The organism is Prochlorococcus marinus str. MIT 9515 (assembly GCF_000015665.1).
GTDB lineage: Bacteria > Cyanobacteriota > Cyanobacteriia > PCC-6307 > Cyanobiaceae > Prochlorococcus_A > Prochlorococcus_A marinus_P.
Window position 1 is genome coordinate 477,718 of the sequence record NC_008817.1, and the last position, 23,058, is coordinate 500,775.

At 31.6% G+C, this 23,058-nt stretch carries 25 protein-coding genes and 2 tRNA genes; 13 read left to right on the top strand and 14 right to left on the bottom strand.

The features are described from left to right. The first annotated feature begins 114 nt into the window (after positions 1 to 114). Positions 115 to 1,314: a cation:proton antiporter gene (locus tag P9515_RS02645; protein ID WP_011819853.1), complete on the top strand. Its 1,200-nt coding sequence runs from the start codon at positions 115 to 117 to the stop codon at positions 1,312 to 1,314. Here the strand turns inward: P9515_RS02645 and gltX are convergent, their stop codons facing one another. The 5 genes from gltX to rplS all read right to left on the bottom strand — a co-directional run bounded on the left by gltX (position 1,315) and on the right by rplS (position 3,818). Beyond that, on the bottom strand, positions 1,315 to 2,751 hold the full coding sequence (gltX, locus tag P9515_RS02650; protein ID WP_041710696.1) for a glutamate--tRNA ligase: 1,437 nt from the start codon (positions 2,749 to 2,751) through the stop codon (positions 1,315 to 1,317). 18 nt (positions 2,752 to 2,769) lie between these two features. Then, positions 2,770 to 2,843 (bottom strand) — tRNA-Asp (locus P9515_RS02655). Positions 2,844 to 2,991: 148 nt separating this feature from the next. Then, positions 2,992 to 3,180: an SH3 domain-containing protein gene (locus P9515_RS02660; protein ID WP_006043540.1), complete on the bottom strand. Its 189-nt coding sequence runs from the start codon at positions 3,178 to 3,180 to the stop codon at positions 2,992 to 2,994. 38 nt (positions 3,181 to 3,218) lie between these two features. Further along, a tRNA-Trp gene (locus P9515_RS02665) sits at positions 3,219 to 3,291 on the bottom strand. Positions 3,292 to 3,347: 56 nt separating this feature from the next. Next, on the bottom strand, positions 3,348 to 3,818 hold the full coding sequence (rplS, locus tag P9515_RS02670) for a 50S ribosomal protein L19 (protein ID WP_011819855.1): 471 nt from the start codon (positions 3,816 to 3,818) through the stop codon (positions 3,348 to 3,350). A gap of 427 nt (positions 3,819 to 4,245) precedes the next feature. On the opposite strand from rplS, the gene map reads away from it, so the two are divergent. Beyond that, positions 4,246 to 5,085 carry a type I methionyl aminopeptidase gene (gene map / locus P9515_RS02675; RefSeq protein ID WP_011819856.1) on the top strand — a complete coding sequence of 280 codons (840 nt, stop codon included), beginning with the start codon at positions 4,246 to 4,248 and terminating at the stop codon, positions 5,083 to 5,085. On the opposite strand, the gene P9515_RS02680 is transcribed toward map, so the two are convergent. Further along, a complete protein-coding gene (locus P9515_RS02680) occupies positions 5,082 to 5,798 on the bottom strand; it encodes an SDR family oxidoreductase (RefSeq protein WP_011819857.1) in 717 nt (238 codons plus the stop codon). The two genes, map and P9515_RS02680, sit on opposite strands and share 4 nt — an antisense overlap. A 167-nt stretch (positions 5,799 to 5,965) precedes the next feature. Here P9515_RS02680 and P9515_RS02685 point away from each other — a divergent pair, with 167 nt between their 5' ends. The 5 genes from P9515_RS02685 to P9515_RS02705 all read left to right on the top strand — a co-directional run bounded on the left by P9515_RS02685 (position 5,966) and on the right by P9515_RS02705 (position 9,328). Then, a complete protein-coding gene (locus P9515_RS02685) occupies positions 5,966 to 7,075 on the top strand; it encodes a phosphotransacetylase family protein (protein ID WP_011819858.1) in 1,110 nt (369 codons plus the stop codon). A gap of 25 nt (positions 7,076 to 7,100) precedes the next feature. Next, positions 7,101 to 7,613, top strand: a complete 513-nt coding sequence (locus P9515_RS02690) for a DNA-processing protein DprA (RefSeq protein WP_011819859.1) — start codon at positions 7,101 to 7,103, stop codon at positions 7,611 to 7,613. Positions 7,614 to 7,679: 66 nt separating this feature from the next. Next, a complete protein-coding gene (locus tag P9515_RS02695) occupies positions 7,680 to 8,177 on the top strand; it encodes a YajQ family cyclic di-GMP-binding protein (RefSeq protein ID WP_011819860.1) in 498 nt (165 codons plus the stop codon). Positions 8,178 to 8,201: 24 nt separating this feature from the next. Next, positions 8,202 to 8,411, top strand: coding sequence for a hypothetical protein (locus P9515_RS02700; RefSeq protein WP_011819861.1), 210 nt, complete (start codon positions 8,202 to 8,204; stop codon positions 8,409 to 8,411). A gap of 110 nt (positions 8,412 to 8,521) precedes the next feature. Next, the gene (locus P9515_RS02705; RefSeq protein ID WP_011819862.1) at positions 8,522 to 9,328 is read left to right on the top strand and encodes a prohibitin family protein; all 807 of its coding nucleotides are present in this window, start codon (positions 8,522 to 8,524) and stop codon (positions 9,326 to 9,328) included. 2 nt (positions 9,329 to 9,330) lie between these two features. On the opposite strand, the gene hemL is transcribed toward P9515_RS02705, so the two are convergent. Both hemL and xth read right to left on the bottom strand, forming a co-directional pair. Beyond that, positions 9,331 to 10,632, bottom strand: coding sequence for a glutamate-1-semialdehyde 2,1-aminomutase (gene hemL, locus P9515_RS02710; protein ID WP_041710560.1), 1,302 nt, complete (start codon positions 10,630 to 10,632; stop codon positions 9,331 to 9,333). A gap of 226 nt (positions 10,633 to 10,858) precedes the next feature. Further along, positions 10,859 to 11,704 carry an exodeoxyribonuclease III gene (xth, locus tag P9515_RS02715; protein WP_011819864.1) on the bottom strand — a complete coding sequence of 282 codons (846 nt, stop codon included), beginning with the start codon at positions 11,702 to 11,704 and terminating at the stop codon, positions 10,859 to 10,861. Between the two features lie 143 nt (positions 11,705 to 11,847). Between xth and P9515_RS02720 the strand changes: the two genes are divergently transcribed. The 4 genes from P9515_RS02720 (at position 11,848) to P9515_RS02735 (ending at position 14,960) form a co-directional block, all read left to right on the top strand. Beyond that, on the top strand, positions 11,848 to 12,072 hold the full coding sequence (locus P9515_RS02720; RefSeq protein ID WP_225867100.1) for a hypothetical protein: 225 nt from the start codon (positions 11,848 to 11,850) through the stop codon (positions 12,070 to 12,072). Between the two features lie 48 nt (positions 12,073 to 12,120). Continuing rightward, positions 12,121 to 12,720, top strand: coding sequence for a hypothetical protein (locus P9515_RS02725; protein ID WP_011819866.1), 600 nt, complete (start codon positions 12,121 to 12,123; stop codon positions 12,718 to 12,720). A gap of 63 nt (positions 12,721 to 12,783) precedes the next feature. Then, complete coding sequence (gene larC, locus P9515_RS02730) at positions 12,784 to 14,007, top strand: nickel pincer cofactor biosynthesis protein LarC (protein ID WP_011819867.1); 1,224 nt, start codon at positions 12,784 to 12,786, stop codon at positions 14,005 to 14,007. Between the two features lie 8 nt (positions 14,008 to 14,015). After that, the gene (locus P9515_RS02735; protein WP_041710698.1) at positions 14,016 to 14,960 is read left to right on the top strand and encodes a lysylphosphatidylglycerol synthase domain-containing protein; all 945 of its coding nucleotides are present in this window, start codon (positions 14,016 to 14,018) and stop codon (positions 14,958 to 14,960) included. Here the strand turns inward: P9515_RS02735 and P9515_RS02740 are convergent. From P9515_RS02740 to P9515_RS02755, 4 genes are read right to left on the bottom strand one after another with little or no spacing between them, the layout of a single operon-like run. Continuing rightward, positions 14,957 to 16,495 (bottom strand): ABC transporter permease, encoded by a 1,539-nt coding sequence (locus P9515_RS02740; RefSeq protein WP_011819869.1) that lies wholly within the window; start codon positions 16,493 to 16,495, stop codon positions 14,957 to 14,959. The two genes, P9515_RS02735 and P9515_RS02740, sit on opposite strands and share 4 nt — an antisense overlap. A gap of 19 nt (positions 16,496 to 16,514) precedes the next feature. Continuing rightward, the gene (locus P9515_RS02745; RefSeq protein ID WP_011819870.1) at positions 16,515 to 17,588 is read right to left on the bottom strand and encodes a CobW family GTP-binding protein; all 1,074 of its coding nucleotides are present in this window, start codon (positions 17,586 to 17,588) and stop codon (positions 16,515 to 16,517) included. 44 nt (positions 17,589 to 17,632) lie between these two features. Beyond that, a complete protein-coding gene (locus tag P9515_RS02750) occupies positions 17,633 to 17,923 on the bottom strand; it encodes a 4a-hydroxytetrahydrobiopterin dehydratase (RefSeq protein ID WP_011819871.1) in 291 nt (96 codons plus the stop codon). A 36-nt stretch (positions 17,924 to 17,959) separates the two neighbouring features. Next, entirely contained in the window at positions 17,960 to 18,415 is a 456-nt protein-coding gene (locus P9515_RS02755; protein WP_011819872.1) for a secondary thiamine-phosphate synthase enzyme YjbQ, read from the bottom strand. A 110-nt stretch (positions 18,416 to 18,525) separates the two neighbouring features. On the opposite strand from P9515_RS02755, the gene P9515_RS02760 reads away from it, so the two are divergent. Both P9515_RS02760 and P9515_RS02765 read left to right on the top strand, forming a co-directional pair. Further along, entirely contained in the window at positions 18,526 to 20,031 is a 1,506-nt protein-coding gene (locus tag P9515_RS02760; RefSeq protein WP_011819873.1) for a carboxypeptidase M32, read from the top strand. A gap of 62 nt (positions 20,032 to 20,093) precedes the next feature. Further along, a complete protein-coding gene (locus P9515_RS02765) occupies positions 20,094 to 20,681 on the top strand; it encodes an inorganic diphosphatase (protein WP_011819874.1) in 588 nt (195 codons plus the stop codon). Positions 20,682 to 20,688: 7 nt separating this feature from the next. Here the strand turns inward: P9515_RS02765 and hemC are convergent, their stop codons facing one another. After that, positions 20,689 to 21,639, bottom strand: a complete 951-nt coding sequence (gene hemC / locus P9515_RS02770) for a hydroxymethylbilane synthase (RefSeq protein ID WP_011819875.1) — start codon at positions 21,637 to 21,639, stop codon at positions 20,689 to 20,691. Between the two features lie 95 nt (positions 21,640 to 21,734). Continuing rightward, positions 21,735 to 22,928, bottom strand: coding sequence for an RNA polymerase sigma factor RpoD (gene rpoD / locus P9515_RS02775; protein ID WP_011819876.1), 1,194 nt, complete (start codon positions 22,926 to 22,928; stop codon positions 21,735 to 21,737). Between the last annotated feature and the right edge of the window lie 130 nt (positions 22,929 to 23,058).

Below are 23,058 nucleotides of genomic sequence, written 5' to 3' on the forward strand. Positions count from 1 at the left end.
CTGATTTCCTTAGTCTTTAATTAGATTTAATTAATAAATATTCTTTATAGTAGACTTGAAATAAGATTATTGATTTAATCAAATTAATTAATATTTTTATTAAAAGAAACCTTTATGACTCCTGAAAAGCTTGGCTTACTTTGGGGTATAACTGTTTTCGCAGGAGCATGCGCACGTCTTATCTCTTCTGTATTTGGTTTTCCAAGTGTTGTAATTTTACTACTCTCTGGATTATTCATTGGTCGTTCAGGTTTGGGACTTGTTGAGCCACTTGATCTTGGACAAGGACTAGAAGCTATTGTTGGACTTTTAGTTTGTTTGGTTTTATTTGAAGGAGGGTTAAATTTAAAACTACCGGAAGGAAACATAAGAAATACTGTCTTAAAAATTTCGTTAATCAGATTATTTATTTCATTATCAGCAGGAATATTTGTGGCTCATTGGTTAGCGGGACTATCTTGGCCAGTAGCTGGAGTATATAGTGCGATAGTTCTTGCAACTGGACCGACAGTAGTTTCACCTTTGGTCGACCAAATAAAATTAGTCTCCCCACTTCCCGAGGTTCTAAAAGCTGAAGGATTGGTTCTTGAGCCCATCGGTGCTGTCCTCGCTTTGTTGCTGTTAGAGTTGATATTAGGAGATTTGCATGGGATTAAGGAGGTGTTTATTGCTTTAATGCAGAGATTAGGTGGAGGGGTTTTGATAGGTTTAAGTTCTGGATGGTTGCTATCTGAAATTTTAAAGAAAATAAAAAACGAGGCATCATTTGGAATTGAGCTTCAAGTTACATTAGGTTTTATTTTCCTTGTGTATGGAATTTGTGAATACATTTTGCCCGAATCAGGGTTGCCTGCATCTGTTGCTTCAGGGTTTATTGTAGGTAAAAGAGAAATTATAGATAAAGAAAGATTAGATAATTTGATTGGTGAATTAGCTCAACTTGCCATTACAGTTCTTTTCCCTCTATTGGCATCAGATGTTTCTTGGGGAGAATTAAGCCCTTTGGGTTGGGGTGGTATTGTTTGTGTATTAATGCTGATGTTGATTGTAAGGCCAATTTCTATATCTTTAGCAACTATGGGAAGAGAGTTAGATATTAAACAAAGAGTGTTTTTAGCTTGGTTGGCGCCCAGAGGAATAGTTACTGCCGCTGTAGCATCTCTTTTCTCAATAAGACTTGAGCAAGCAGGTGTACTTGGTGCCGGACGTCTTCAAGGTTTGGTATTTCTTACGATACTCATGACAGTTGGGATTCAGGGTCTTACAGCAAGACCTCTCGCGAATTTTCTGGATTTAATAGAAAAGAAAATATAGTTAAATAAGACATCTTTCAATTAAGGTTATATCACTTTTGTTTTCAGAGAATAATTCCCAACTTTGAATTAAATCTGGTCCGCTAAGACAACCAAAAAAAGCTACCCTCAATGACTTCATTAAAATCCCTTTTTTTATAGAGTTTTCAACAGAAATTTTGTGAATTATTTCTTTAGCTTTATTACTATCAATGGTTGATATATTTTCTTCTTTTAGATAGCAAAGGATATATTTTAAAGACTCTCTTGTCTCATCTTTATTGTTCAGAAATTCTTCCCCCTCTTTTTGCATTTGAGACAAAGTAAAAAATGGTTTTGATTGATCAATTGCATCCTTTAACAAAAGCATTGAGTCTCGAATTAGATTTATTAGTTTCAAATCCCATTCTGCTGAAGGAGATTCCCAACCCATATCATCCCAGTAATTTTTTATGAGTTGTCTTAATTTTGTTAATTCCATTTGCTTAATATATTGAGAATTAATCCAATTAAGTTTTTCCCAATTAAATTTTGCACCAGCTTTATTTATATCTGATAAATTAAAAACTCTAGATATCTCTTTTAATGAGAGAATTTCACTTTCAGAATCTTTTATTGACCATCCCAAAAATGCCATGTAATTGGCTAAAGCTTCTGGTAAATATCCCATTTCTCTGAATTCATCAATTGAAGTTACGCAATCACGTTTTGAGAGCTTTTTACCTTCACTATTCAATATAAGAGGAGTATGAGAAAAAATTGGCAATTTAAAATTTAAGGCCTTATAAATCAAGATTTGTTTTGCAGTATTTGAAATGTGATCTTCACCCCTTACAACATGAGTAATATTCATGAAATTGTCATCTACCACGACAGCAAGATTATATAGTGGATCTCCTATTTCATCGCCTAAAGCTCTTCTAGACAAAACCAAATCGCCCCCAAGATCCCTCCCTTTCCATTTTATTTCGCCTCTAATCTGATCTTCCCATTTGATTTCTGTTTCATCATCAATCTTAAACCTTATGACTGAAGATCTTCCTTGAGATAAAAATGCTTTAATTTCGTTACTCGTAAGATTTCTATGTCTATTGTCATGCCTTGGTGGCAACCCACTTGATTTTTGCTTTTCTCTAAGCTCAGAAATCTCACTTTCTGAAGTAAAGCATCTATATGCAGCTCCAATTTCCAAAAGTTTTTTAATATTTTTTTTGTAAATAGAAATTCGTTTGCTTTGTTTAATAGGCTCTTCATCCCAAGAAAGTCCTAACCAATTTAATCCATCTAATATGTTGGTTGTATATTCAGACTTAGATCGGACAATATCAGTATCTTCTATTCGAATAAAGAATTTTCCATTAGTTTTTTTTGCATATAACCAATTAAATAGTGCTGTTCTTGCTGTACCTATGTGTAATAAACCAGTTGGACTGGGCGCTAACCTTAAACGTTTTTCCAATTTCTTTTTAGAAAAGAACGGGACCGACGGGATTCGAACCCGCAACTTCCGCCGTGACAGGGCGGTGCTCTAACCAGTTGAACTACGGTCCCAGAATTTTTGTTCTAATTAAGGAACTGACTTTAAAATTATCAGATAATAATACTTAATTAATGTTGTTGTAATAAAAAACATTCATTCATTTGTGGATTTAAAGAAATAATTAATTTTTTTTACAACATAGACAATAATTAATTTTGTTTAGGGCCTAAAGCCTGCAGGCTCTATTAATCTAACTTGGTTACCCCGAGCTGTAAATTCTCTGCCTTGATCGCTTTGAACAACAACTCTTCCTCCAGATTTTACTCTGATAACCCTTGCACGAACCCATCCTAAAGCGGCTGATTCTAGGACTTTAACCACATCCCCTGGTTGAAGGTCTAACTCCATCTCAATGAAAATAATAATTTACAAAATGTTGATCCAAACGCGCCGTGGAGGACTTGAACCCCCGACATCAGGTTTTGGAGACCTGCGTTCTACCAACTGAACTAACGGCGCAATAAAAAATATTATAAGCGCCTTTATGACCATTAGGTTGAAATAACTTTACAACCTTATCGATCAAAGCGTTGTTTTACGCGAGTAGCTTTTCCTACTCTATCCCTTAGATAGAATAACTTAGCTCTCCTTACTTTACCTCTACGTTCAACTTTTAGAGAGGCAACTTGCGGACTATGTAGCATAAATACTCTTTCGACTCCAATTCCCTGAAAAATTCTTCTTACTGTAATCGTTTGGTTAAGACCGCCATGTCTCTTTGCAATAACAACTCCTTCGTAAGGTTGAACCCTTTCTTTGTTACCTTCTGTGATTTTCACTCCGACTTTAACTGTATCTCCTACATAAATTTCGGGTAATTGTTTTTTTAACTGTTCACTTTCAAATTCTTTTATTAAGTTTGATGAACTATGAATTTTTTCAGTTTGGGAAATAGATGCTTTTTTTTCATTTTCAACAGTAATTACTGTAGATTTGTCAGTTTGGTTAATGATTTCTGACTCATTTTCTTGTTTCTCTTTTGCCATTTTATGCTCAATAATTCTACAAGATTCTTATTTTAACCTTTCAACTAGCCTTTAGTAACCTTTTTAGCAAATACAAATTTTTTTGAAAACATTATGAACCAAGTTATTGGCATCCAAATAAGTCCTTAAGAATGTAAGGTTACACAAATTAATCCTTCATTATCTCCAAGTCACTCTCCTTCGTATAGAGGCATTAACCACTGAATATTATCTCTTGAATAGCCTAATAAATCTCTCAATATGCTTTGAAAATAACCCTGTCAAAGCTGAAATGAATAACGGGGGGAAACCCAAGGTGCCAATGATTTATGAAATTGCCTAGAATTCTTAATAAAATTCATTTTCTGTTTTCTTACTGATAGATTAAAATGGCCAAGCAGTCTATGGCTATTTTGATGATATTTACCTATTTCCATTATTTATTCCAATGAAACATTTTGCAGATCTTTTATTAAATAAAAATAATTCAAGATCTAACGATCAAGTCCCTTTTATTCAAAGAAGAAGAGGAATAGAAATAAAGTCTTCGAGGGAAATAAAATTAATGAAGAAATCTAGCAGGATCGTAGCAACTGTTTTGCGAGAAATAAATGACTTGATAGAACCTGGAATGAGTACAAAAGATTTAGATGATTTTGCAGAAAAGAGAATTAGAGAAATGGGCGCAGCGCCAAGTTTTAAGGGTTATCATGGTTTCCCATCCAGTATTTGTGCCAGTATAAATAATGAAGTTGTGCACGGCATTCCAAATAAAAATGTAACAATTAAAGATGGAGATCTTGTGAAAATTGATACAGGAGCTTATTTAGATGGCTTTCACGGTGATAGTTGCATCACTATTTGTGTTGGTCAAGTAAGTGATCAAGCCAAAAAACTTAGTGAAGTAGCCTTAGAAGCTTTATTCTCAGGACTTTCGAAAATTAAATCGGGAAATACACTGCTTGATGTGGCTGGAGCTATTGAGGATGTTGTGAGATTAAATGGGTTTAGTGTTGTTGAAGACTATACAGGTCATGGGGTGGGACGAAATCTTCACGAAGAACCATCTGTTTTTAATTTTCGAACTAATGATTTACCGAATATCATTCTTCGTGAGGGGATGACGTTGGCTGTTGAACCTATCGTTAATCAAGGCAGTAAGTTTTGTAAAACTTTAAATGACAAATGGACAGTAATAACAAAAGATGGGAAATTATCAGCACAATGGGAACATACAATTGTCGTAATGAAAGATGGTATTGAAATATTGACAGACAGAGAATTTTAACTACTAACCTTTGATATTATTAGAAGCTTACAATACAAAAAAATGTATAACTCTTTTAAAGGAAAAAGAATGTATGAAAGTGGATTTGGACTAACAATAATCAAAAAAATATTTAAATTTGCAAAATCGTAAATTCTGTTAGACACAAACTTTGGATTCATAATTCCTATTGGGTTCAATTCTGACTTAAAAGGACCCAAAATGATTTTCTTTATTTTTAATTTTTTCTTTGTATTTTTATCGAGAAGGTTTTTTTTAAAGGATACTAATTGTCCAATGAGTGATTTACTTACTTCGTAGGATGGATTTAGAGCTGGTAATATTTCCGCTTCCGAAGTATTTATCCAAATTTCTTTTACAATGGGAGATTTGTTTTCGCTAGCAATTGTTTCAAATAAATTTAAGAATTTAAATTTGCTTAAAGCATTTATTTCTATTGAATTTTCATAACTTGAATTGTGTTTTTTTCTCACATCATAAATTCCATGGTTCAAAATTAAGATATCAATTTTTTTAAGATGTTCCTGTAATAAGAATTCTTTCCCAACTTCCCATTTTATCCATTCGTTTGGAGAATGATTATTTATTTCATTATTATTTTTACTATGTGTAAATCCGATCACTTTGTATCCTTTATTTCGAAATATTTTTGTTAACTCTTTTCCTAATGCTCCAGAAGCTCCCGTAATACCAATAGTTTTTCTCTCACTCATGCATTCAATGGAATTTTGTTTAAACCTGATAATAGATCAATTCACCTAAAATTAATTGTCTTTTAGCGTGTTTTTTAATTTATTTGATTAAAAGTCATAAATAAATAATTGTATACCTCTAAAAATAATATTATCTTGAATCTATGGATAAATTTATTTAATTCATTATGAGTCAGATATTGTTAATTGGTTCATGCGAACCATTTAGTGGTAAGTCAGCATTAGTACTTGGAATATCAAAAAAACTTATAGAGGAGGGAAAAAAAATCCGTATAGGAAAACCACTAGCAACTTGTACTGAACTTACTAATCTTCCTGCAATGACTTACGAAGGGCTTATAGATGATGATGTTAAATTTATTGGCTCTACCTTAAATATTGTAGAAGAGAACTTAATTCCTTCAGTAGGTTTATTAGACAATATCTCTGCGGAGAAAAGAATTGCTAATCAAGACTTAAGCCCAGGTAAAGGATTTAAACAAATTGAGGCATTAGTAAATGATAATTTTGATGGATTAAATATTCTTGAAGCAGCAGGTAGCCTAAATGAAGGGATGATTTATGGTTTAAGTCTTCCACAACTTGCAAAACAATTAAATGCAAAAGTCCTAATTGTTAATCTCTGGGAAGATAGTAAAAGTGTTGATGCATTACTAGACGCAAAACAACAACTAGGAGATCATTTTGTAGGAGCCGTTTTGAATGCTGTCGTACCTGAAGAAGTAGAAAAAATAAAAAACATAATAATACCATCTCTCCAAGAGATGAATATGAAAATTTTTGGGGTGATGCCCAAATCTCCATTACTTAGAAGTGTCACTGTAGGTGAACTGATAAATAGATTAGACGCTCAAGTAATTTGTTGCCCTGAAAAAGAACAATTACTGGTTGAAACATTAAGTATTGGTGCCATGGGGGTTAATTCTGCAATGGAATTTTTTAGAAGAAGGAGAAATATGGCTGTCGTTACAGGTGCTGATAGAACGGATATTCAACTTGCAGCATTGGAGGCTTCAACTCAATGTTTAATTCTTACTGGTTTAGGAGAACCTTTATCACAGATAATCCATAGAGCAGAAGAATTAGAAGTTCCAATATTAAAAGTAGAGTTAGATACTCTTGCTTCAGTAGAAATTATTGAACAAGCTTTTGGGCATGTCAGGATACATGAATCAATAAAGGCATCATATGCCGTCCAGTTAGTTCAGCAGCATGTAAATCTACAAAATATTTTTGAAACAATAGATTTCCCCTGCAATATCTCAGATCAATGCTAATTTCAAATATAGAAACAATTTTATTTTGAGTCGTTCTCTAGACCTACCCTCAACCCAAGGTGTTGACACTTTAGCTCAAGAACTAGCAAAACTTCAGGATAATGGGAAAAGAAGGATTGCTTTTTTGGGTAGTAGACACGTACCTGTTGTAGATATTCACTTGATCGAATTAATCGCAAGGTCATTAGCTGAAGAGGGACATACTATCATTACCTCTGGCTCTCAGGGAGTTAATGCTGCAGTAATAAGAGCTGTTTTGGAAATTAATCCATCTTTGTTGACTGTAATTTTGCCACAGAGTTTAGATAAGCAATTACCTGAAATTAAAGATCAATTGAAGAGCGTAATGCATTTGGTTGAGAAGAGTGAAAATAATGAATTACCTTTACCGATGGCAAGTAGTCTTTGTAATCAAGAAATTATAAATAGATGCGATCAATTAATTTGCTTCGCTTTTCATGATAGTGAAACAATACTAAATAGTTGTAGATGTGCTGAAGAAATGGGTAAGGTAGTTAGTTTGTTATTTTTTGATTAAATAAACTTTTTTTTTATTTTTTTTACTTTATTTGGAGTAATAATAAAATTAATTTAAATTTGAGTAATGGCAGAAAATTTTTCGTTTGATGTGGTTTCCGATTTCGATAGACAAGAATTGGTAAATGCTTTGGATCAAGTCAAAAGGGAAATTTCTCAAAGATATGATCTAAAAGGAACAGAAACCATATTGGAGTTAGAAAAAGAAAATATTTTTATAACTACAAATAGCGAATTAACTCTAAATTCTGTAATCGATATTATTAGACAAAAGGCAATAAAAAGAAAACTATCTTTAAAAATCTTTGAATACAAGAGTATTGAAGCTGTAAGCGGAAATAAAGTAAAGCAAACTATAACTTTAAAGAAAGGACTTAATCAGGAAATTGCGAAAAAAATAAGTAAAAATTTGAGAGATGAAATTAAAAAGATCAATGTAAGTATTAATGGAGAAACATTGAGAGTAATGAGCAAAAGCAAGAATGATCTTCAATTGGCAATAAAGTTACTTGAAAATTTGGAGGAGACATATAAAATTCCTCTACAAGCAAATAATTATCGATAACATGTTAATAATTAAAATCTTACAATGTCAGACTATACAAAATCACTTATTGAATCATTGAGCCTAAAAATAAAAGATTATCCACGCTTTTCTTTAACAGAAATTGAGAAGTTTTGTTGGATGGCGGCCCATGAACATAAACATGGAGTCCTACCTTCTGAATACGATATAAGAGAAATAGATGAGGATCTTTATTTGCTTCTATTACAGAAATTTAAAGTAAATAATTTATAGGATTCATTTGTAAGACAAGTAAAAGAATTATTAAAAAAATATTTTAATTAAATACCTAATTAATGCATAAATTAATTTCTTTAAATATGATTAATAAAAATCAAAATTAAATGTCAACATCTTTTAAGAATGTCACTCCAACGGGGCCCGGAGGGACAGCAACACTATTAATTGTTTTATCTTTTACTGGATTCCTTTTACTTACTCAATCTTTATTTGTAGTGCCTTCTGGACAAGTTGCCGTTGTAACTACCCTTGGAAAAGTTAGTGGAGGTTCAAGAAGAGCTGGATTAAACTTTAAAGTCCCCTTCGTTCAGTCCGTCTTCCCCTTTGATATAAAAACTCAAGTACAACCTGAGAAGTTTGAAACCTTAACAAAAGATCTTCAAGTTATTAGAGCAACAGCGACTGTCAAATATTCGGTTAAGCCAAATGAAGCAGGAAGGATTTTTGCAACAATTGCAAGTAGAAACAGTGATGTTTATCAAAAAATAGTTCAGCCTTCTCTACTTAAAGCATTGAAATCTGTTTTTTCACAGTATGAATTAGAAACAATAGCAACTGAATTTAATGTTATTTCTGAAAGGGTTGCTGATACCGTTGCTGAGGAATTGAACTCTTTTGATTACGTAGATGTTAAAAGCTTAGATCTTACTGGGTTAGAAATAGCTGAGGAATACAGAGCGGCGATTGAACAGAAACAAATTGCGGGACAGCTTCTTTTAAGAGCTAAAACAGAAGTAGAAATTGCAGAACAGGAAGCCTTGAGATACGAGACCTTAAATAAAGGCCTAAATGATCAGGTTTTATTTAAACTATTCCTTGATAAATGGGACGGTAGCACACAAGTAGTTCCCGGACTTCCTGGAACTAATGGAGGAACTCCACCTGTAATAGTTGGAGGAAATAATAGATAAAATTAATTTTTTATAACGCTAAAAGATTGATCGAATGCTTCTATGGTTCGATCAATTTCTTCTTCACTATGAGCTAATGAAGTAAATCCAGCTTCAAATGGACTTGGAGCTAAATATACGCCTCGTTTTATCATCTCCCTGTGTAGTTTTCCAAAAAGTTCTGAATTATTTGTTTTAGCTTCTTCAAAGTTTCTTACTGGACCTTCGCACAAGAAAAATCCGAACATTGCACTAACGCTTCCACCATTTATAGCGATACCATTATTCTCAGCAGATTGCATTATACCTTCAATTAATCTAGAGGTAGCTAACCCCATTTTTTCATAAGTACCTTCTTGTTTAAGTAGCTCAAGAGTTTTGATACCTGCTGTCATTGCTAATGGATTACCACTTAATGTTCCTGCTTGATATACAGGACCTGATGGCGCAACCATGGACATTATTTCTTTCCTTCCCCCATATGCTCCTACAGGTAAGCCTCCTCCAATGACTTTGCCTAGGGTCGTTAAATCAGGCGTAACTCCGAATTTTTCTTGTGCTCCTCCATAGCTAATTCTGAAACCAGTCATTACCTCATCAAAAACTAGTAAAGATCCATTTTCAGTTGTGAGTTCTCTCAATCCTTCAAGGAAACCAGGTTCAGGGGTAATAAATCCTGCATTACCAACTATAGGTTCAAGAATGACTCCAGATATTGCATCAGGATTTTCCGAAAATAATTTTTTTACAGCTTCAAGATCGTTGTAAGGTGCAGTTAGAGTGTTTGCTGTTGTAGTTCTTGGAACGCCGGGGGAATCTGGAAGGCCTAAAGTAGCTACTCCAGAACCAGCTTTTACCAAAAACATGTCAGCATGGCCATGGTAACAACCATCAAACTTTATTACTTTATCTCTTCCTGTAAATGCCCTCATTAGCCTTAGAACTGCCATGCAAGCTTCTGTGCCACTGTTGACAAATCTGACCATCTCTACCGAAGGAACAGCGTCAATCACCATTTCAGCAAGTTTATTCTCTTGAACACAAGGAGCACCAAAACTAGTGCCTTTTTCTATTGCCTCTTGCAATGCTGTAATCACTTCAGGGTGAGCATGCCCACAAATAGCTGGTCCCCAACTACCTATGTAATCGATATACCTGTTCCCATCAACGTCCCAGGCAAATGGGCCTTTTACTCTATCAAAAACAATGGGCTGTCCACCAACAGACTTAAATGCTCTTACCGGAGAACTAACCCCTCCAGGCATCAATTTTAAAGCGGAAGAAAAAACTTCTTCAGAATGAGTGATATTAAATATGTCAGTCAAAATTTAAATAAATAGATTTTTGAGAAAGTTTCGTCATGTTCTAAGTTAGAAATAAGTAAAAATTTTGTCAATCAATATAAAATTCTACATTATGATATTTTTATCGCGATATTTTGGAATGTAAATAATTAATTATGGAGAATTTTGACATTAATCTAATTGATTTCGAAATTTTTCTTTAATAATAAGCGTTTTGAGGGTTGATTTAAATACAAGATCTTTTTAACTATATTTCGAAAAGATCGTCATCATCATCAAAGTAAACTTCACTTTGATTATCGATTTCTAAATTAATTAATACTGGAGCATGGTCACTAGGTTGTGAATTTTCTCTTTGACTCCTTTCTATTACACAGCTCTTAAGTTGTGAGGAAAGATTATTACTAATATAAATATGGTCTATCCTCCAACCTTTATTTAGTTCATAGGCATTATTACGGTAATCCCACCAACTCCAATGACCGGTATTTTTCTCAAAAATCCGAAAAGAATCAATAAATCTTCCTTTGATAACTTTTTTTAGCGCTTCTCTTTCGATCTTTGAAGCCATTATTCCTCCTTCGTATTTCTGAGGACAATGAATATCTATGTCAAAAGGGGCTATATTAAAATCACCTACAAAACAGACTAAATCATCCTCTCTCACTTGCTTATCTAAGAATGATGATAAATGATTCAACCATTTAATTTTATAATCGAACTTGTCAGAGTCTAATGAAGATCCATTTGGCACGTAAACATTTATTATTTTTAACCCATTGATATCTGCCGAAATTAATCTTTTTTGTTCATTAAAATTTAAAAAATTGCTTTTTTCTTCATTTTCATTTGTAAATCCTTTTATGATATTTTCAATCTTAAATTTACTTATAATCGCAACACCATTATAAGATTTTTGACCATGTACAGTAACTTCATAACCTAATTCCTCGAAAGGTGTCAAAGGAAAAGAATTGTCAATAACTTTAGTTTCTTGAAGACAAAGGATATCTGGATTGACATTTTTTATCCAATTTATAATTTGAGAAAGCCTAGTTCTAACAGAATTTACATTCCAAGTAGCTATTAACAATTTATTATCAAACTATGTAAAATTAAAATAGCAAAAATTTGTTATCTTTAATTATTTTGAAATTAATCAAAATGAAATTCAATTTAAATAAATATATATACATATCAGCTAAATTTTTTATTTTTTTTATTGCAATAATCAGTATGAGATCCACAATATTAAACGCAGAAGACTCATACTTAAATGAACTTGAAATTGATAGTTCCACAAAATTTGATAAGAGTAGTTCAGAATTACCTTCTAATCCCTTTGAAATAGTTGAGATGCTCAGAAGGGCGAATAGTATGAATGAAGCAACTAAGCCTTCTATTGCCATTGATGATGCTTTAGAATTATTTAATAAAATCGAAGAAAAAGAAAATCTTTAATTCGATTAAAATAACGTTCAAAACAAAAAAATTCAAATACAAACAAATATGATCAAAAATCCTATTCAAGAAGTTACAAATAAATTACAGTACAGAGCAATAGGTATTGTTAAAGGTGTTTACAAGCCAAATGATGCAGAAAAATTAAATCGAGGAACATTAACCGATAAAGAAGGAAAAATAATCGACACAGTTGTTCTTGGTAAAGCTTTATCTCTATTAAAAAAATATATCAACTTAGAGAGGAATTATTTTTGGATAGTTTATCCAAGAAACAAAAGTACTAATAACCTACATTTACAGGTAGCAGGTATATGGGATCCATATCAATTAAATCAAGTTGATATTAGTGATTCTGAAAAGGATCCCAACGACTTATTAGATGAATTAAATTTAAACAATAATTATTTTTCTATTAGAGGTGAATTAGTTTATGTAAATACACAAAAGAAAGAGATTGTTATCAAAATCTGTTCTTCTCCCCGTTCAAAGAGGTCAAAAAATACAACTTTTAAAATAATTATTGAGGGTGAAATTCCTCTTCAATTTTTGAATAATTTTATAAGCCTTGATGTAACTAGAGATGGAAATACATTACGTATGGTTAAGTACGAAGTTATTGAAAAAATAAAATCTAAAAAAGTATAGTATTCCATATGATTAGAAATTTTTTATCTGTGAATTTTTATTATTAAAAATCTATAAAGGGCTATGGAAGAAATATTTATTGAATGTTCCCCTGGGGTCTCTGGCGACATGTTACTAGGAGCCTTTATCGACTTGGGTGTACCAAAAAATATAATTGAAAAAACTCTTACATGTTTTGGACTAGAAAAATTATATTACTTAAATTTTAGGGAATCGAAAAGTTGTTCAATTCGAGGAGTGAAGGTTGAAATTGAAAAAATTGATCAAAGCACAAAAAGAGATTGGAGTAGTATCAAAAATTTAATTTTAAAGGCTCAATTAGAAAAAAAATTAAAAAAAAGAATTTACGAAGTTTTTGAGTCTTTAGCTTTTGCAGAGGGAATAGTTCATGGTATTGATCCTGAGAAAGTTCATTTTCATGAGATTGGTGCAATTGATTCATTAGTCGATATCATTGGCGTTTGCGCTTCAATTGAATATTTAAAACCAAAAAAGGTTTTTTGTAATGAACCAACATTAGGGAGAGGTTTTGTTCAAACTGATCATGGCAAACTATCAATTCCATCTCCTGCGGTTATAGAGTTATTGAGAAAAAAAGATATTAAAGTGATTTCAAGGATTGATGTAATAGAGGGGGAATTGTCAACACCAACTGGAATAGCTCTCCTTTGTAATTTAGTTGAATCTTTCAATATCCCTAATAAATATTCTATTAATTCCTATGGAGTAGGTATTGGGAACTTGGAACTGTCATGTCCAAATTTGGTAAGGGTTTTAAAAATTAATACTGATAATGAAAATCTAATACATAAAAAAATCAGCCCAAGATATGAAGAGATTTCTATTCAAGAGGCATTGATTGATGATCAAACATCTGAAGAAATTGCAAATCTTTTAGAGATATTTAGAAAACAAGGAGCTCATGATGTTTCTTGTCAGACAATTAATATGAAAAAAAATAGAACTGGTTTTTCGATCCAAGTTATCTTACCTATTGAAAAGCAAGAATATTTCAGGAAATTATGGTTTCAATATTCCAACACAATAGGATTGAGAGAAAGGAAAGAATTTAGGTGGGTTTTACTTAGAAGAAGAGGAGAGTGTTTAACTACTTTTGGAAATATTAAGTTTAAACAATCAATGAAACCTGATGGAACTATTTCAATGAAACCAGAAAATGATGAAATTTTAAGATTGCAGATTGAACATAATAAAACAGCGCAAGAGGTAAGAAGAATTATTAAAGAGTCATGCAATGAATTTAAAGCCTTTGAAGATTGGAAATAAGATTTAAGATGCAAAAAGATTTTTTGATTAAGGTTCTTAAGAATATTAATTTTGAGATGCTTAAGAACCTTTTTTTTCTTTTGAGTTTATCTTATTTCTGTATTTATTTTTTTAAAAATTTTGATCAAATTTCATTCAATGTAGATTTCGCTAGAAACGCTAACTATATATTGTTATCATTTTTGCTTTGTATATTAAGCATTTTTTTTAACGCACTAGCTTGGAAAAATATAGTTATTTGGTTTGGTAAAACTAAGACAAAAAATAATTTAATTTCCTTTTATGCCATTACGAATATTCTTAAATATGTTCCGGGTGGTATTTGGCATTTTTTTGAAAGATATAGCTTTTTAAAAGATATTAGTAATCCTCAATTGGCTTTCTACACTTCACTTATTGAACCTTATTTTATGTTGTGTTCATCTTTTCTCTTGGCTTCGGTCGGAATAATTTTTTCCCCATTTTATTTTTTATTACTATTACCATTGCTATTTCTCAATAAAAAATTAATCTATCTAATTTTACGAAGGTTAGAAACCTTAAAAACTAAGACAATTAGCGTTTTGAAAATTAAAAATGCCAAGTATCAATTTAATGAAAGAATAAAAATAATTTCTTTCTTCCCTTCCAAAGCCTTTTTTTTTGAAACTCTTTTTGTTTTATCAAAATTTATTGGATTTATTATTTGCCTTTACATAGTAAATTTTGAGCAGCAATATAATATTTTCTATTTATTAGTAATTTTTTGTATGTCTTGGGCTATAGGTTTAGTAGTTCCAACTGCTCCTGGAGGGATCGGTGTCTTTGAATCTTGTTTCCTTTTTTTTGTTGGGAAAAACATTCCACAAAATCCAATCTTTGTAAGTTTAATTTATTTTAGATTGATATCTACTTCGGCAGATTTATTATTAGGCCTCCCTTTCTTATTTAGAAAACTTTTAAAAAGAATTTAATTCTTTTTTTCTAAACTTGGAATCAATGTACTCGATGCAATTAAACCCACAATCGTTATGAAGAGTGCTGGTAATAGTGCTTCAGCCATTCGCTCATCTCCAGCATATTGATATATCCTTACGGATAATGTATCAAAGTCGAATGGTCTGAGAATAAATGTAATTGGCAATTCCTTAATTGTATCTACGAACACTAAAAGTGAACCAACAAATATTGGTCCTTTTAATAAGGGAAGATGTATCTTTTTAATAACATCAAGCCAATTAGAGCCTAAGCCCTTTGCAGCCTCATCAAGACTAGGAGATATTCTCTCAAACCCAGAATCAAGAGTTCCTTTTGAAATAGTCAAAAATCGAACTATATAACCCCAGATCAGAAGACATAAAGCTATAAAATGGAACTTTGTATTAGAAATAGTTATTAATGATATCGCTAATACTGTACCTGGTATTGCATATCCTATCCCTGCAGGGAATGTTATGAATTTAGTTAGTAAGCTCTTACTTTGACGATTAGCTAGTGTAAATATTAGAGAGAAAAATAATGTTAATAATGCAGCAATTATTCCGAGGCTAACAGTTCTCAAGGTTAGAGAAAGTAATTCTGTCGTAAATCCTTTTTTTAACTGATCAATATTTAGTAGAAACCATGAAAATGGAAGCCCAATCGAAAACAATGGAGGAAATAAAGTTACTAATACTGCTAAGTAAGATCTATATCCTCTTAATTCCCATCCAAGCGAATCTAATGATGCAGGATTTTCACTCCAACGCTTTGTTTTCTTTCTTGAGAATTTTTCAAACAAAATTAAAGCAAATACTATCAATAGGGCAACTAATGATAATCCAATATCACTCTTAGGATTCCCCTCAATAATCCAGTTCTCTGTTATACCTTTAGAAATACTTGGGATATTTAATAACTCAACTGTTCCCAGCTCATTCATAACTTCCATACACATAAGGCTGATTCCAGTTGTCAATGCAGGCAATGCCATTGGGAGTGCAATTTTAAAAAAACTACCCCATGGTCCAATTCCTAAACCTCTACTAGCATTAATTTGATTAACTCCAAATTTATTAAAACTTTCATTGGCAAGTATGAAAACATAAGGATAAGTAGTAATAGAAAGTATAAGAACTCCCCACCATAAACCAGTTATTTGATATCCCAAAATACTTCCTAAATCCTGTAAAACTGCAGTAATCAAATATGCTGGAGTTGCCAGTGGAATTAGTTGAAAAATACGAAGATTTTTCCTTAATCTAAATTCACAATTTGAGAGTAACCATCCATTTAAGGTTCCTAACCCACCTCCAAAAAAACTAGTTAGGATTAAAAGTTTCAATGTGCCAAATATTTCTTTTCTACCTGAAAATCCTAAAGAAAAATTTCCTCCTAAAACATAACCTATGCCTTCAATCAAGAAATTAAAAATTGGAATTATAACTACAACTGCAACAATTAAAGATGCAATATCTAAAGGTTTTAAATAGGTTAATAATTTTTTTGTATGTTTAATAATAATTTTCAAAAATTAAATTAAAACTTTATTATGCTTCGTCTCTCGAATTAAATCTACAAGAATCAAGTTGATTCTTAATAGTTTGATGATCTAAATTTTTTCCTATGAGAACAATTTTATTTAATTTTTCATTTTCCCACTCATAATCGTCAAGTGAAAAACGTTTACCTGATAAATGAAAAATGTGTTTTCGTTCGCTTTCTACAAACCATAAAATTCCTTTTGCTCTAAAAACATTTTGAGAGATTTGATTATCTAAGAAATTTTGAAACTTCCTTAAAGAAAATGGTTCAATCGTCTTAAAAGAAACTGAAGTAAATCCCTCTATATTATTAATTAAATCATGAGAATGGGAAGAGTGATCATGAGAATGGGAAGAGTGATCATGAGAATGGGAAGAGTGATCATGAGAGTGGGAAGAGTGATCATGAGAGTGGGAAGAGTGATCATTCAAATCTATATTTTTCTTCATCTTCTCATTAAATTGAAAAGTATCTGTTTCAAAAAGTCCCACACTTATTATCGTTTGCAATCCCACTTCACTATTTATCGCCCTCAAAATTCTTGGCTCTTTTTTTATCCCATTAATGTATTTTTCAATCTTATTTAACTGTGCATCAGTTACTAAATCGCATTTATTCAGTAGTAAGATATCACCGTATAAAATTTGAGAATAAGCAACACTAGAATTTTTTATATCAAAATCAAAGTTATCGGCGTCAATTAAAGTAATGATAGAATCTAATCTTACTTTTTCTCTTAGATCCCCTCCTGCAAAAGTCATTGCCACGGGTAGTGGATCTGCAAGGCCAGTAGTCTCAACAATTAAATAATCTATTTTTTCAGGCCTTTCTAATATCTTAGAAACAGTGTTTAATAATTCTCCATTTATTGTGCAACAAATGCATCCGTTATTTAACTCAATCATATCTTCAGCAGTTTTGATAATTAATTCATTATCAATTCCTATCTCTCCAAATTCATTAACTAAAACAGCAGTTTTAATACCAACTTGATTTTTTAAAATATGATTAAGAAGCGTAGTTTTCCCTGATCCCAAGAATCCACTAATAATGGTTACAGGTATCAATTTTTCAATCATTTAAATTATGATCTTTTGAAAGAATAAAGTAATTCTATATTAAATTATTTTTCGAAAATTTCATTAATTTCCGAAGCAATTTTCTGATCTAAATTTGTAATACCTCCTAAATCATGTGTACTTAGTTTAATAATTACTTTCGAATAGACATTTTCCCAATTGGGATGATGATTATATTTTTCACAAATTAAAGCAATCTTTGTCATAAAGGAAAAAGCTTCTATAAAGTCACCAAAATTAAACTCTCTTTCTAAGTGATTTGAGATGATTTCCCATCCGGGTATTTTGGCAATTAGTTCTTTTAATTCCTCATTTTGTAGAAGGTGTGGTTTCATTTATATTTAATATTGCTGAATATCATTATAGATATTTTAACTTTTTGAACCAATAATATGAACACTTATAATTCTTTCTTTTTTACTAAATCGATGTTCCCATAAATAAATAGCTTGCCAAGTGCCAAGTATGATTTCACCTTCTTGAAAACTTAAAGACAAATTAGTATTAGTTAAAGCTGTTTTAATATGAGCTGGCATATCGTCCTCTCCTTCCTGAAAATGTTCATAGTATATTTCCTTTCTTTCTTTCGATAAGGAGGTATAGCAATTGTTAGGGACTATACTTTTCATGAATTTTTTTAAGTCCTTTAAAACATTTGGATCAGCATTCTCATTTATAGTTAAACTACAACTGGTATGAAGTGATGTTAAATTTAAAATACCTGATTGGAAGTTACTTTTTTGTATAAATAAATTTAAATTGTGAGTAATATCAGTTAACCCCTCTCCATTAGTTTTAAAGATTAATTTTGAAAAAATTTGTTCCATAAATATTTAAATTCCATATAATTAATATTCTATTATGCATATAGTTTTAAAATTTTTACACTTTCTTCAAAAATTTTGTTCTAAGATATTTACTAATAATATAAATATTTTTGGCTGAAACTGAATGGAATAAGCTAGGTGCTTATCTAAAAGAAACTCAAATATTAGGCTCAATACAGAGTACATTATATTGGGATCAAAATACAGGGATGCCCAAGAAAGGAGCCTCTTGGAGATCTGAACAACTTACCTACATTGCCAAGAAACTTCATAAAAGAAATTCCTCAGAAGAGTTTTCAGATTTAATAAAAAGTGCTGAAGATGAATTTGTTAGTTCCCTGGAAACATTATCGAGTCAAGAAATTATTCAAAGTAAAAAAAAGAATCTTGAATTATTAACCAAAGAGTTTAATAGGCAAAATAATTTAGATCCTAAATTAGTTGAATCTCTCGCTAAGGCTAAATCAAAAGGTTATGAAAGTTGGCAAGAAGCTAAATACAAATCAGATTTTAAAATTTTCTTGCCATATTTTGATGATTTGATCAAATTACGTATTGAAGAAGCAAACCAAATCTCTGAAAAATATACAAATTGGGAAACTTTAGCTCAACCATTTGAACCTGAAATAACCCTAGAGTGGTTAAATAATATTTTCATGCCACTTAAAGAAATTATCCCGTCTTTATTAAGTGATCTCAAGAAAGGAGAAAAATATCACTGGGATTTAAGTCCCAAATCTCAGCAAAATTTGTGCTCTAAATTACTTGATGAGTTTGGGAGAGATAAAGATATAGTCGTAGTTGCAAAATCTCCCCATCCTTTTTCTATAACCTTAGGTCCAAATGATTACAGGATTACTACAAGAATTGTTGAAGGTGAACCATTCTCTAGTTTTCTGGCTACTGCTCATGAGTGGGGACATTCGATTTATGAACAGGGTTTGCCTTCTCAAAGTCATCAATGGTTTGCATGGCCTTTAGGTCAAGCAACATCAATGGGTGTACATGAAAGTCAATCATTGTTTTGGGAAAATAGGATAGTTAAATCAAAATCTTTTTCAAAAAGGTTTTTCAGGCATTTTGTTTCTGAAGGTTGTTCTTTGAATAATCATTCAGAACTTTGGAAATCTATTAATCATTTGCAAGCAGGCTTAAACAGAGTTGAGGCAGATGAATTAAGTTATGGGTTGCATATTTTAATTAGAACTGAATTAGAAATAGATTTGATTGAAGGAGATCTAAATGCAAAAGATATTCCATCAGAATGGAATAAAAGATATGAAGAATTATTAGGTATTAAGCCATCTAATGATGCAGAAGGTTGTCTTCAAGATGTTCATTGGAGTGAAGGTGCTTTTGGATATTTCCCTTCATATTTATTAGGACATATTATAAGTGCGCAAATATCTTCAAAAATGGAAAAGGAAATAGGATTAATTGATAATTTAGTTGAAGATGGAGAATATGAAAAAATAATCTTTTGGTTAAAAAATAATATCCATAAATATGGAAGATCTCTTAACTCTATGGAGTTAGTGAGAAATGTGACAGGAGAAGAATTAACATCAAGTTATTTTGTTAATCATTTAAAATCGAAGTTAAAAGATTTTTGCTAAAAATTTACTTTATAGATTGTGATTGAGTGTAAGGATGTAGGATAAATAAAAATAATTTTTTGATGGCAAACCTTAATCAACCTCCTAGCAGAGTTACTCCTAATTTATTGCATATTTTAGATGCTTTTACAGACAGTAAAAAATCAGTAGTTAATACAATTGTCGAATTGAATTCTAATACCATAAATAAATATGAGCTAATTACAGAAACTGGACATTTGAAACTTGATAGAGTTGGTTATTCCTCTCTTGCATATCCTTTTGCTTATGGCTGTATTCCAAGAACTTGGGATGAGGATGGCGATCCTCTTGATATTGAAATAGTTGGAGTAACAGAACCATTAGTACCTGGTTCAATCGTGGAATCAAGGATAATTGGAGTTATGAAATTTGATGATGGAGGAGAAGTTGATGATAAGGTAATTGCTGTTCTAGCAGATGATAAGAGAATGGATCATATTAATACTTTTAAAGATCTTGGAGAACATTGGCTTAAAGAGACCAAGTATTATTGGGAACATTATAAGGATCTAAAAAAACCCGGAACATGTAGAGTTAATGGATTTTATGGAATTGAGGAAGCTGTAAAAGTAATTCAAGATTGTGAATCTAGATATCACAAAGAAATTGAACCTAAATTGGTTGATTAATAAAAGATTATTTATCCCTAAATTGTTCAAATATTTCCGAGAGAATTTTATCTGCTCCTTGAAGTTTCAGCTTTTCAGCTAGTTTTTTACCAACTTCCTCTGGATATTTAACATTTCCACTTGATTCATCCTTAATAAGTTTTTTCCCATCAATAGATGCGACCATTCCTTTTAGGCATATTTCATCATTTTGAATACTACTATTAACTCCAATTGGAACTTGACATCCACCTTCAAGTTCTCTTAAAAAAGATCTCTCTGCTAAACATTTTTGGCTTGAGGCCTTATCTTCTAAGACACTTATAATTTTTAGAACTTCTTTATCCTCAGATTTACATTCTATTCCTAAAGCCCCTTGCCCAACTGCATGGAGGGAAATCTCGTTAGGAATAATTTGGTGTATTCTTGATTCAAATCCCAATCTTTTTAAACCCGCTGCAGCAAGAATAATACAATCAAATTCTCCGGAATCTAACTTTTCTATTCTTGTAATAACATTTCCCCTGATGTCTTTGAAATTAAGATATGGGAATTTGTACCTTAATTGAGCCAGTCTCCTAAGAGAACTAGTTCCAACAATTGAACCCGCGGGAAGACTCTCTAATTGATAAATTTCATTTTTTTTATTAACTACTAGAGCATCAGAAGGATCTTCTCTTTTTGTTATACATCCTAATTTTAGTCCGTCAGGTAAGTTGGTTGGCAAATCTTTTAAAGAATGCACCGCAATGTCCGCTTTACCAATGAGCATTTGAGCTTCAAGTTCTTTTGTAAAAAGTCCTTTATCTCCTATTTTTGCTAATGCCACATCGAGAATTTTATCCCCTTGTGTTGCCATGGACTCTATGGATACTTCCAAGTTAGGAATATTTTTTTCTAATTGCTCTTTAACCCATAATGTTTGAACCATTGCTAATTTACTTCTTCTACTAGCTATCTTTAATTTTAATTTAGTCATTAAATGATAAGTTTAAATAGGTTTAAGATAAAGTCGAATTTATCTTAAGATAATTTTTGGCAACTTTACAAAGCTGAAAATTATATTTAACTTTCTTATTTAATATATTCCTTTAAAACCCCATTTCTGTTTGGATGTCTTAGCTTTCTCAGTGCTTTTGCTTCTATCTGTCTAATTCTTTCCCTTGTAACATCAAATATTTGCCCTATCTCTTCAAGAGTTTTCATTCTTCCGTCATCAATTCCATATCGCAATCTAAGGACATCCCTCTCTCTTGGACTAAGAGTCGCTAAAACTCCCTCCAAATCTTCTCTCAATAAGGTTTTGGATACATCTTGTTCTGGGTTCTCAATATCAGCCTCAATAAAGTCTCCAAGCCTTGAATCCTCTTCTTTACCAATAGGAGTCTCTAGAGAAATTGGAAGCTGAGCACTTTTAGCTATAAATCTTAATTTCTCAATTGTCATCTCCATACTCTCAGCTATCTCTTCTTCACTAGGTTTTCTTCCGAATTCTTGACTAAGAACTTTTGTTGTTTTTTTTATCCTAGAAATCGTCTCATATAAGTGAACAGGCAATCTGATAGTTCTACTTTGATCTGCTATGGCTCTCGTTATCGCTTGACGAATCCACCAAGTTGCATAAGTAGAGAATTTATAACCTTTTTCATGATCAAATTTTTCTGCAGCCCTTATTAAACCTAAGCTTCCTTCTTGAATTAGATCTTGAAAAGATAACCCTCTATTCATGTATTTCTTAGCTATGGAGACAACTAATCTTAAATTAGATTGAACCATCTTCTCTTTAGCTCTTCTACCTAAGAGAAGTCTTCTTCTGAATTTTGAAAGAGGCATGTCTATTAATTCAGCCCATTCTCTGACTGAAGGGAAATGTCCCTTCTCAGACTCGAATTGTGTAGCTAACTCTTCAAGTTGGAGTAGATCAGCTATTTTTCTAGCAAGTTCAATTTCTTCATCGGGTCTTAATAGTCTTATTCTTCCAATTTCCTGAAGATAAACTCTTATAGAATCCTCTGTATAAATACCTTTTGGTCCTAGCTTTATGTTCCCAAGAGCTTTAGCCTCTTCATCAGAACCACTAAATTCTTCATTATTCTCGATAATTTCTTTATCCTTCAAAGAATTTTGTTGCGAGTTCTTAACAGGATCTAGATTTGTAGTAATTTTCTCTTCTTCTTGACCGGTTTTTAAATTTGAATTAATTTTTTTATTAGTTTTTTTCTTAGAGCTAGGACTAGAGTTTTTTGATTTTGCTGCAACTGGACACATAATGGACTCCTTTCTACGGTGAATTTAACTAGGTAAAATTTTAATTAGGGCAATTTTATACAATTAGTAGTAAAAATTTGCCTTAAGGACTTAGAAGAACTAACTCACAAAAATTGTGAATAGATAAAGT

What these genes read in the sequence shown, in the direction of transcription:
- P9515_RS02645 (WP_011819853.1), top strand. Translation starts at nt 115, where the DNA reads ATGACTCCTGAAAAGCTTGGCTTACTTTGGGGTATAACTGTTTTCGCA.
- P9515_RS02660 (WP_006043540.1), bottom strand. Translation starts at nt 3,180, where the DNA reads ATGGAGTTAGACCTTCAACCAGGGGATGTGGTTAAAGTCCTAGAATCA.
- rplS (WP_011819855.1), bottom strand. Translation starts at nt 3,818, where the DNA reads ATGGCAAAAGAGAAACAAGAAAATGAGTCAGAAATCATTAACCAAACT.
- map (WP_011819856.1), top strand. Translation starts at nt 4,246, where the DNA reads ATGAAACATTTTGCAGATCTTTTATTAAATAAAAATAATTCAAGATCT.
- P9515_RS02680 (WP_011819857.1), bottom strand. Translation starts at nt 5,798, where the DNA reads ATGAGTGAGAGAAAAACTATTGGTATTACGGGAGCTTCTGGAGCATTA.
- P9515_RS02685 (WP_011819858.1), top strand. Translation starts at nt 5,966, where the DNA reads ATGAGTCAGATATTGTTAATTGGTTCATGCGAACCATTTAGTGGTAAG.
- P9515_RS02695 (WP_011819860.1), top strand. Translation starts at nt 7,680, where the DNA reads ATGGCAGAAAATTTTTCGTTTGATGTGGTTTCCGATTTCGATAGACAA.
- P9515_RS02700 (WP_011819861.1), top strand. Translation starts at nt 8,202, where the DNA reads ATGTCAGACTATACAAAATCACTTATTGAATCATTGAGCCTAAAAATA.
- P9515_RS02705 (WP_011819862.1), top strand. Translation starts at nt 8,522, where the DNA reads ATGTCAACATCTTTTAAGAATGTCACTCCAACGGGGCCCGGAGGGACA.
- P9515_RS02720 (WP_225867100.1), top strand. Translation starts at nt 11,848, where the DNA reads ATGAGATCCACAATATTAAACGCAGAAGACTCATACTTAAATGAACTT.
- P9515_RS02725 (WP_011819866.1), top strand. Translation starts at nt 12,121, where the DNA reads ATGATCAAAAATCCTATTCAAGAAGTTACAAATAAATTACAGTACAGA.
- larC (WP_011819867.1), top strand. Translation starts at nt 12,784, where the DNA reads ATGGAAGAAATATTTATTGAATGTTCCCCTGGGGTCTCTGGCGACATG.
- P9515_RS02735 (WP_041710698.1), top strand. Translation starts at nt 14,016, where the DNA reads ATGCAAAAAGATTTTTTGATTAAGGTTCTTAAGAATATTAATTTTGAG.
- P9515_RS02745 (WP_011819870.1), bottom strand. Translation starts at nt 17,588, where the DNA reads ATGATTGAAAAATTGATACCTGTAACCATTATTAGTGGATTCTTGGGA.
- P9515_RS02750 (WP_011819871.1), bottom strand. Translation starts at nt 17,923, where the DNA reads ATGAAACCACACCTTCTACAAAATGAGGAATTAAAAGAACTAATTGCC.
- P9515_RS02755 (WP_011819872.1), bottom strand. Translation starts at nt 18,415, where the DNA reads ATGGAACAAATTTTTTCAAAATTAATCTTTAAAACTAATGGAGAGGGG.
- P9515_RS02765 (WP_011819874.1), top strand. Translation starts at nt 20,094, where the DNA reads ATGGCAAACCTTAATCAACCTCCTAGCAGAGTTACTCCTAATTTATTG.
- hemC (WP_011819875.1), bottom strand. Translation starts at nt 21,639, where the DNA reads ATGACTAAATTAAAATTAAAGATAGCTAGTAGAAGAAGTAAATTAGCA.
- rpoD (WP_011819876.1), bottom strand. Translation starts at nt 22,928, where the DNA reads ATGTGTCCAGTTGCAGCAAAATCAAAAAACTCTAGTCCTAGCTCTAAG.